Source organism: Myxococcus sp. CA039A (genome assembly GCF_013336645.1).
GTDB classification, from domain to species: Bacteria; Myxococcota; Myxococcia; order Myxococcales; family Myxococcaceae; genus Myxococcus; species Myxococcus llanfairpwllgwyngyllgogerychwyrndrobwllllantysiliogogogochensis.
Genome location: NZ_JABUMQ010000414.1, coordinates 1 through 8,520 on the forward strand (window position 1 = coordinate 1; position 8,520 = coordinate 8,520).

The following is an 8,520-nucleotide window of genomic DNA, read 5'->3' on the forward strand; positions in this document are numbered from 1 at the left end:
GGCCTCCCCCACCGCCAAAGAAGCGGTCGAAGAGCGGGTTGTCCTCCATGCCCCTCGGCCCTCCGCCACCGCCACGGGCCTGCACGTCCACGTTGACGACGGCGGACTTCACCGAGTCCACCAGCGGCGCCAGCGAAGGGAGCGCCTGCGCCTCCCGGGTCGCCGGCTGGAGGTTGCCGGGCTGGCCCTGCGCGGGAGCGGGCGCCGGAGCCTGCGCCCACGAGGCCGACGGGACGGCGAGGAGCAGCGCGGTGGCCAGGGCTCTCCGGAACGCGACGGAAGAACGGTTCATATGCTCCCCAAGCTAAAGCCGAAATGCTGTCCCGCAAGCGAAACGGCCCACGGTCATCCATCGAAACATTCGAGCCCGACGCCCACGTGCCGGAAGGTCACCCCGGGCAATAGAGACGGTAGTCGAGTTCCGGAAAGACGTTGTCGCGGCCCTCCAATTGAGCAAGCCAGCCCTCGTCGATGGTGCCCGCGCGCAGTTCGTCGTGCAGCCGGAGGAAATGCCGCACGTGCTCCTGGGTTCGCCGCCTGGCGTACTCCACCATGGTGCCCGTCTTCATGATGAAGGCCCAGTCGGAGCTCTGGGCGAGCAGCAGTTCCCGCGCCGCCTGGTTGAGCGCGCGACGTTGCAGAACCGTGGCGTCCGGGAAGTCCCGCGCGAGTTCCACCATCTTCCGCGCGCAGTGGGTCAAGTGGCGGTAGACCCAGTCGTTGGTGCCATCCAGCCACATATGGGCGTAGCCGCCCGCGCCCCAGGAGGACATCGGCGGCGTGGCCACCTGGTTCTCCGGCGTCTCGCGCAGGTCGTCCGACGGCGTCACCAGCTCGAACGTGGACTGCTCGCGGGCAGCCTTGCGGATGAGGGCTTCCAGGAACCACGGGCCCTCGAACCACCAGTGCCCGAACAGCTCCGCGTCGTAGGGCGCGACGACCACGGGCTTGCGACCTCCGAGGCGCGAGGCGAGGTGCTCGATTTGTCGCTGACGGTTGAAGAGGAAGTTGCCGGCGTGCACCGCGGCGCGCTCGCGCGCCAGCTCCGGGTCATAGGGCTGCTTGTCGTTCGTCTTCCCGGTGATGCGGTAGTACTTGAAGCCGGTGTTCTTCCGGTCCCCCGTGGGCTGGATGAACGGACGGATGTAGTCCAGGTCCAGGTCCCAGCCGATGTCCCGGTAGAACTCGCGGTAGTCCGGGTCGCCCGGATAGCCGTGCTCGGAGCTCCAGACCTGCTGACTGCTCTCCGGGTCTCTCGCGAAGGCGGCGACACCCGACTCGGTGAAGATGGGTGCGTAGGGGCCATGCAGTGGACGCGGCGTGGCGTCCGTCAGGCCGTGCGTGTCCACGAAGAAGTAGCGGATGCGCTCGGCGGCCAGGACGCGCTCCAGGCCCGGGTAGTAGCCGCACTCAGCCAGCCAGATGCCCGCGGGGTCCCTGCCGAAGTTCTGACGGTAGTGGTTGGCGGCCACCGTGACCTGGGCGCGCACGGCCTCCGGCACCTGCTGCATGAGCGGCAGGAAGCCATGCGTCGCGTTGCACGTGAGGATGTCCAGGTGGCCCGCGTCCTGGAGGCGCCGGAACGCGGCGACGAGGTCCCGACGGTAGCGGTCGTGGAAGGCCCGGCGCAGGGACTCGAAGTGGTCGCGATAGAAGCGCGCCAGTCTTCCGAAGGTCGCGTCGTTCCGGGTGCGGTGGACCTCGCGGTCGCCCAACTCGCAGAGCTGGTCCAGCTTGCGCGAGTAGCGCGTCATCAGCAGCTCGTCACGCAGCATGGTGACGAGCGTGGGAGACAGCGTCATCGACAGCCGGAACGGGATGCCGTCTTCCGCCAGGGAGTCGAAGGCGAGGAGCAACGGGAGATAGGTCTCGGAGATGGCCTCGTAGAGCCAGTCCTCTTCGAGAAAGTCCTCGTGCTCGGGGTGTCGGACGAACGGAAGATGCGCGTGAAGGACGAGTGCGAGAGAGCCCAGGCTCATGGTCGGTCGAAGTGTCCTTGCGGGTTCACGAGCGGCCCCCGCCCGAGGGCGGCTTCCGGTGCGCGTCCTGTTCCGAGGTTCCTGACGGGTGTGTCACCGCACCAGGGGTCGTGTTGCCCGACAGGTCCGAGTAGCGCCGGTCCGAGGCCCCGTGAGCACGAGGTGGTGACTCGAAGTAGCGCAGGTCCGAAGCGCCCGACGCACGAGGCGGGGACTCGAAGTAGTTCAGGTCCGAGGCGCGGGGCGCGGACGCGACTTCCTCCGGGCCCGTGTTCGCGGGAGCCCGCTGTGAGGGGTCGGCGTAGCGCATGTCGGAGGCACCTGGCGCACGACCGATGTCCAGGTACTGATACGCGGGACGAGCGCCCTGCGCTTCTCCGCGCACCGCGCCATCCTGGTATCGCTGGTCGGAGGCGCCAGGAGCGCGCACCTGCCCCAGTTCGAGATACTCGAACGCGTGCGGTGACGACGTGGCCTGCACGACGCCGTCCCCGTACCGCATGTCCGACGCACCCGCCGCGCGCTCCTGCGCCTCCAGGTAGCGATGCGAGGCGAGGTAGCGCTGGTCCGAGGCTCCCGGTGCGCGCTCGACGCCTTGCAGATAGGTCCCGGAGCCCACCTGGGCGCCCGGTCCTTCGGGGGACGGAGGAACACCGGGTCCGACACCTTCACGATGGACGACGGGGATGTCCTTCGCACCCGCGCTGCCGGGCAGGTTCACGCGGTGCCACGTGACATACTCGCGCTCGCGGTTCTCCTCGGTCGGAGTGGCGATGGGAGTCGCCACGGGGGCCTCGGGCTCCACCGGAATGGGCCGGCGCAGGAAGCGCACCGAGGTATCCGTCGACACGCCCGCTGGCGGAAGCGCCACGCGATTGCTGGAAGGACCGATGCGATGATTCCGCCCGTCGTGCCCGACGAAATGCGCCTCGAACCGGTACGGCCGCCCGGGTGAGAGCCCATGGATGTAGTAGCCGCGCGACTCGAGTGCGCAATCCACTTCGCGCACGAGCGACTCGCCGTCGAAGACGCGCAGGACGGCCCGAGGCTCTTCCAGTCCGTGCATCGCACGCGCGCGCGTGGCGGGACTGAAATCCCACAGGGCGAAGAGGGTATGGGGGTCCCTCGGGAGCAGCAGCGCGGTGTCGTCCTGATACTCGACAGGAAGAGGCTCCAGTCCTTCGGGCTCCGCACCAACACGGGGAGCCGAGGTTGACGCGGCTTGCTCCTGGAGATGATGCCGGCGGGCCTCTGCCTCACCTCGGACGCGTGCGACGAAGAAACCCTCGATCAGCGGCTCGGCGGGATGCTGTTCCACCGGAGGCGCTGAGGGAGCTGTCCCCGAGCCTGGCTCGGACGGGGTGGCAGGGGCCGCTTCAGCACGAGCACCAGGCTCGACCTCGGGCTCCGCGAACGTCGCCGTGTCGCGCGAACCGCGGGGCTTGGGTGGAAAGTTCACGATGTGAGCCGGACGCGCGGAGGGTGGACTGTCCGGCTTCTCGGAAGCGCGCTTGGCCGCCACGCGTTTGGGTGCGGAGACACGTCCCTGCTCCGACATCTCGGTGGCCGCCTTCCGTGGGGTCTTTGCACGCGGTTTGTCAGCGGAGAGCGAATCCGCGGGCTTCGCCGTCTCGATGATGGGTACGGCACTCTCGACAGGGAAGTCGCTTCCCGTCGAGGGGACCGACTTCGCGGCGACGGCAGGCTCCTGCTCCGTTTCCGATACCGTCGAACGATTCACCTCCGTGGGTGCCTCGCTCGTCGTGGTCGCAGCGGCGGAGACCTTCGGTGCTCGCTGCGCCTTCACCTTGGCAGATGCCGCCATCTCCTCCGTGGGCTCGAACTGGCGCCCTGCCTCGGACGATGCGGCGGCGACCTTCACCTTGGACGGTTCGGCGGCGACCTTCGCCTTGGGCTCATCCTGACGCTTCGCCTTGGACGACGCGGCGACCTTCACCTTGGGCTCGGCCTGACGCTTCGCCTCGGATGAACTGGCGGCCACCTTCACCTTGGGTTCGACCTGGGGCTCTGCGTTGGACGATGCGGCGACCCTCACCTTGGGCTCGGCCTGACGCTTCGCCGTGGACGAACTGGCGGCGACCCTCACCTTGGGCTCGGCCCGACGCTTCGCCTTGGATGAGCTGGCGGCGACCTTCGCCTTGGGCTCAACCAAGACCTTTGCCTTGGACGGTGCGTCGGCGACCTTTACCTTGGCCTCGTCCTGACGCTTCGCCTCGGACGAACTGGCGGCAACCCTCACCTTGGGCTCGTCCTGACGCTTCGCCTTGGACGAACTGGCGGCGACCTTCGCTTTGGACTCAACCTGGGGCTTTGCCTTGGACGAACTGGCGGCGACCTTCGCCATGGACTCGACCTGGGGCTTTGCCTTGGACGAACTGGCGGCGACCTTCGTCTTGGATGGCGCGGCCGGAACTTTCACGGGGGGCTGTGCTTTCGCCCTGGATGACGCAGCTCCGGCCTTCACCGTCGGCTTGGCCGATACAGGTCCCGCTTTCACTGACGGTTGCCCCTTCGCCTTCGAGGACACGGTCAGCGCCCTCACTGGCGGAGCGGCCTTGGACGCGGTCCGGGTCAACGCCTTCGCCTTGGCGGAGGGCGTCATGACCTTGGCCTTCGACGCGGCCCCCCGGGTGGATTCGGGCTTCTTGGGGGCCTTGGCGGGCTCGGCCGAGGCTTTCTTCGCGGCGGGGCGCTTGCGCGGCAGCTCGATGCCCGCCAACCGGGCAAGCTTCGCGAGCGCGGGAACGAACCCGGCAAGGGCGGCGATCAACTCTTCCTTATTGAGCTTGCTGTATCCGCTCCCCAGATGCTTCCGGGCCAGCTCTCTCAGGGAGCCGACGGTGACGCTCTTGAGGTCGTCCATGGGCAAGGTCGCCTTTAGGTCGCCGGCCGTGGTGGGTCAACGTGCCAGCATTGCTTGTGTTCGTCGCCCGACCCCCTCCCCACCACCTCACCCGATGACACCCAGGATGCACCTGGGTATTCTGCCCCCGCTTTGAGCGACCTGCCCAGACTGCTCCTGTGCAGCTTCGACGTCATCCCCGGCCCTTCCGGCTCGTCACGTCGTTTGACCGAGTACCTCAAGGCGTTGCCGGATCGCTTCTCCGTGGTGGTGCTATCGGCGAAGACGCCTGACCACTCCCACATCGAGAAGTACCAGGGTGCTCGACTGCTGCGCGTCCCGGTAGGCTCGGGCGACCTCGCCTCTCGAATCCAGGCGTTCGAGCGGGCCGTCCGCCGCCAGCTCGAGAGCGAGGACTACGCGCTCGCCCACTTCACGGACCCGTTCGGCGGCTATGCCTTGTGCGAGCTGAAGGGCGACTACGGCTACCGCCTCATCTACGAGGCCCAGACCTTCCCCTCGCAGGAGCTGCGCTACACGCATCCGCAGACGGAGGGCGACCGGCGCTTCCTGTCGAAGGTCCGCAGGCAGGAGCTGTTCTGCCTGATGAACGCGGACCTCATCGTCACCGGCTCCCAGACGACGCGCTCGTACATCCAGTCGCTCGGTGCGAGCGAGGAGCTCATCCGCGTCGTGCGCGCGCCAGTGGACCTCGCGCCGTTCGCGCCCGATGTCCTGGGCGCTCCGGATGGCGAGCCCCTGCGGTTGATGTACCTGGGCAGCCACGTGGGCTGGCAGGGCCTGCCGACATTGCTGCGCGCCGTCGCGCTGGCGGGGCAACAGGTCGAGGTGCGCCTCACGCTCGTGGGAGCGCAGCACCCAGACTGGCAGCCTCATCTGGATGACCTCGTGAAGGACCTCGGCCTGAAGGACCGGGTGGAGTTCCAGCCGCCGGTGCATCACGACGACGTGGCGAAGGTGCTCGCGCTGGCGGACGTGGGAGTGCTCGCGCTCGACGACGTGGAGCGCAACCGGCTGCAGGGTGGCCCCCTGGCCAAGGTGTCCGAGTACTTCGCCGCTGGCCGTCCCGTCATCGCCGCCGACCTGCCCGTCTGCCGCGAACTCATTCCAGAGGACGCGGCGCTCTTCTTCCCGGCCGGGGACAGCCGGGCCATGGCCGACCGCATCATCGAGCTGGCGCGGAACGTTCCCCGTCGTGTCGAGATGGGCAATCGAGCCCGCGAGCACGCCGAGGCCGCGCTCGATGCCGGCGTCATCCGGGGCCAGTTGCTGGACCTCTACGACTCGCTGTTGGAGAAGCGAACGGGTCCGGTGACGAGGTCGAGCGAGGACGATCTACCGGCGGCGACGATGGTGACGGGGACCCCCACCAGCCGGCTCGCGACGCTGCTGCCTCCGGACAGTGGGCGGGTGAAGATTCCCCAGCCCGAGAAGCGAGAACCTGTCGCGGAGAGTTCCGCCGAGCCCTCGGTCGACGCCTCCAGTGACGACCCTCCCGTGGTGATGGGGATGGTGCTGGACGACGGGTTCGATACGCGGCTCATCAAGACGGAGCCGGACGCCCGCCCCATCGAACCGCCCGTCGTGATGGGTCTGCCCCTGCGCGAGAGGGCTGTCGTTCCTCCCGCGGCGACATCGAGTCCCGAGGTCTCCACCTCGAATGGAGCGATGAGTCCCGCGCCTTCGGAGCCGACGCCCCTGACCTCGACGGCCATTTCCGCGGACCCGACGCCCGTCACGCCGATTCGCGCGGCGTCGACCGAGGCGACGGGGTCCGAAGAGAAGCCTTCCGACCGCCAGATGGAGGCTCGCGAGGAGGACGAAAAGCCCGAGGAGCCCAGCAAGTCCGCGACACCGCACCTCGAAGATGCTCCACCTGGCCCAACGCCGGTGGAGCCACAGTCGTCCAGGACGGACGAGGAATCACGTGCCCGTCCTGAGGCTGGCGAGCCCTCGAATGGGGACGACCGCGCGGATGAAGCGCCCTCGCCCACGCCGGTCGTCCGTGCACCTGCACCGCTGAGTCTCGACGAGCCCCCTTCGCCCACGCCCATCGTTCGGGCTCCAGCGCCGCTCCAGAGGGACGAGCCGCCCTCGCCCACGCCGAACGTTCGGACTCCAGCGCCGCTCCAGGGGGATGAGCCGCCCTCGCCCACGCCGAACGTTCGGACTCCAGCGCCGCTCCAGGGGGATGAGCCGCCCTCGCCCACGCCCATTGTTCGGGCTCCAGCGCCGCTCCAGCGGGAAGAGCCCCCTTCGCCTACGCCCATCGTCCGGGCTCCAGCGCCGCTCCAGAGGGACGAGCCGCCCTCGCCCACGCCCATCGTTCGGGCTCCAGCGCCGCTCGATCGGGACGAGCCTCCCTCCCCGACACCCATTGTTCGGGCTCCCGCTCCGCTCCAGCGGGATGAGCCGCCCTCGCCCACGCCCATCGTACGGGCTCCCGCTCCGCTTCCGTACGACGAGCCGCCCTCGCCGACGCCCATCGTCCGGGCTCCGGCGCCGCTCCAGAGGGACGAACCGCCTTCGCCCACACCCATCGTCCGCAGCCCTATCGCGGCAAGGCACGAGGACGAAGCACCTGCTCCGACGCCGATCATCCCTGCTCGCTCCGTGCTCGCCAGTCGGAGCACATCGTCGCGAGTGGAGACGCCTTCCCGTCGGATGTCTCAGCTCACCACTCCGACAAAGGGGACTCAGTCCGTCGACTCGGAGCGAGGAGCAGCCCGTACGGATGCGGTCCGCGAATCGGAGCGTCCGTCTGGGCGCACCCACTCCGTCTCCGAACCTGAGCGGTCCACAGGTCGCGCCGGTTCCTCCGCCGAATCGGACCGCCCGTCGGTTCGCGGCGCTGCCGTTCCCGACCCAGAACGTCCTTCTGCGCGCGGCAGTTCCTCCACTGACTCTGAGCGCCCATCGGTTCGCGGCGCTGCCGTTCCCGACCCAGAACGTCCTTCTGCACGCGGCAGTTCCTCCACTGACTCTGAGCGCCCATCGGTTCGTGGCGCTGTCGTGTCAGAGCCTGAACGTCTCTCGGCACGCACGAGCGGCTCCACCGACTCGGAGCGCCCATCGGTTCGCGGTGCCCCGGTTCCCGAGCCTGAACGTCCCTCGGCACGCACGAGCGGCTCCACCGAATCGGAACGCCCGTCGGCTCGCGGTGCACCGGTTCCCGAGCCGGAACGCCCCTCCACACGTACGGGTTCGTCCACTGACTCGGAGCGTCCCTCCGTTCGCGGTACTCCCGTCCCCGAGCCGGAGCGCCCCTCTGGTCGAACCCCATCCGTGTCCGACGTGGAACGTGCGTCAACGCGCACGGGAACCACCGACTCGGAGCGTCCCTCTGTTCGCGGAGCCACTGCCCCGGATCCGGAGCGTCCCTCGGGCCGAACCACGTCCGTGTCCGAGCTGGAGCGCGCTTCAGCTCGCACGGGAACCACCGACCCGGAGCGCCCCTCGGGCCGAGGAGCCGTCCCCGAGCTCCCGCCACGAAGCACCGACCCGGAGCGACACACCCCGCGCCCCTCGGGCATCGTCGAACCCGAGCGTCCGCGCGGCGCCTTTGACGCCGACCGACTCCCGCCCCTGGTCCGCCCGACCCCGCCCACCGAGCCCGGCCGCACCGCCTCACTCCGTGGAAGCGCAACCGATCCCGAG

Annotated in this window: 3 protein-coding genes and 1 pseudogene; 1 reads left to right on the forward strand and 3 read right to left on the reverse strand. The window is 69.0% G+C overall.

The window, feature by feature from the left end; genetic code table 11:
• The 3 genes and pseudogenes from HR086_RS41820 to HR086_RS48990 all read right to left on the reverse strand — a co-directional run.
• Positions 1–292, reverse strand: a pseudogene (locus HR086_RS41820) (peptidase S1); the annotation flags it as partial.
• A 97-nt stretch (positions 293–389) separates the two neighbouring features.
• Positions 390–1,979: a glycoside hydrolase family 57 protein gene (locus tag HR086_RS41825; RefSeq protein ID WP_174455209.1), complete on the reverse strand. Its 1,590-nt coding sequence runs from the start codon at positions 1,977–1,979 to the stop codon at positions 390–392.
• 25 nt (positions 1,980–2,004) lie between these two features.
• On the reverse strand, positions 2,005–4,863 hold the full coding sequence (locus HR086_RS48990) for a DUF4912 domain-containing protein (protein WP_254626680.1): 2,859 nt from the start codon (positions 4,861–4,863) through the stop codon (positions 2,005–2,007).
• A 132-nt stretch (positions 4,864–4,995) separates the two neighbouring features.
• Between HR086_RS48990 and HR086_RS41835 the strand changes: the two genes are divergently transcribed.
• A partial coding sequence (locus HR086_RS41835; protein ID WP_174468410.1) for a glycosyltransferase family 4 protein occupies positions 4,996–8,520 on the forward strand: 3,525 nt, incomplete at its 3' end.

Excerpts from the sequence above, each read along its gene's own strand:
- HR086_RS48990 (WP_254626680.1), bottom strand. The coding sequence starts at position 4,863 with ATGGACGACCTCAAGAGCGTCACCGTCGGCTCCCTGAGAGAGCTGGCC.
- HR086_RS41825 (WP_174455209.1), bottom strand. The coding sequence starts at position 1,979 with ATGAGCCTGGGCTCTCTCGCACTCGTCCTTCACGCGCATCTTCCGTTC.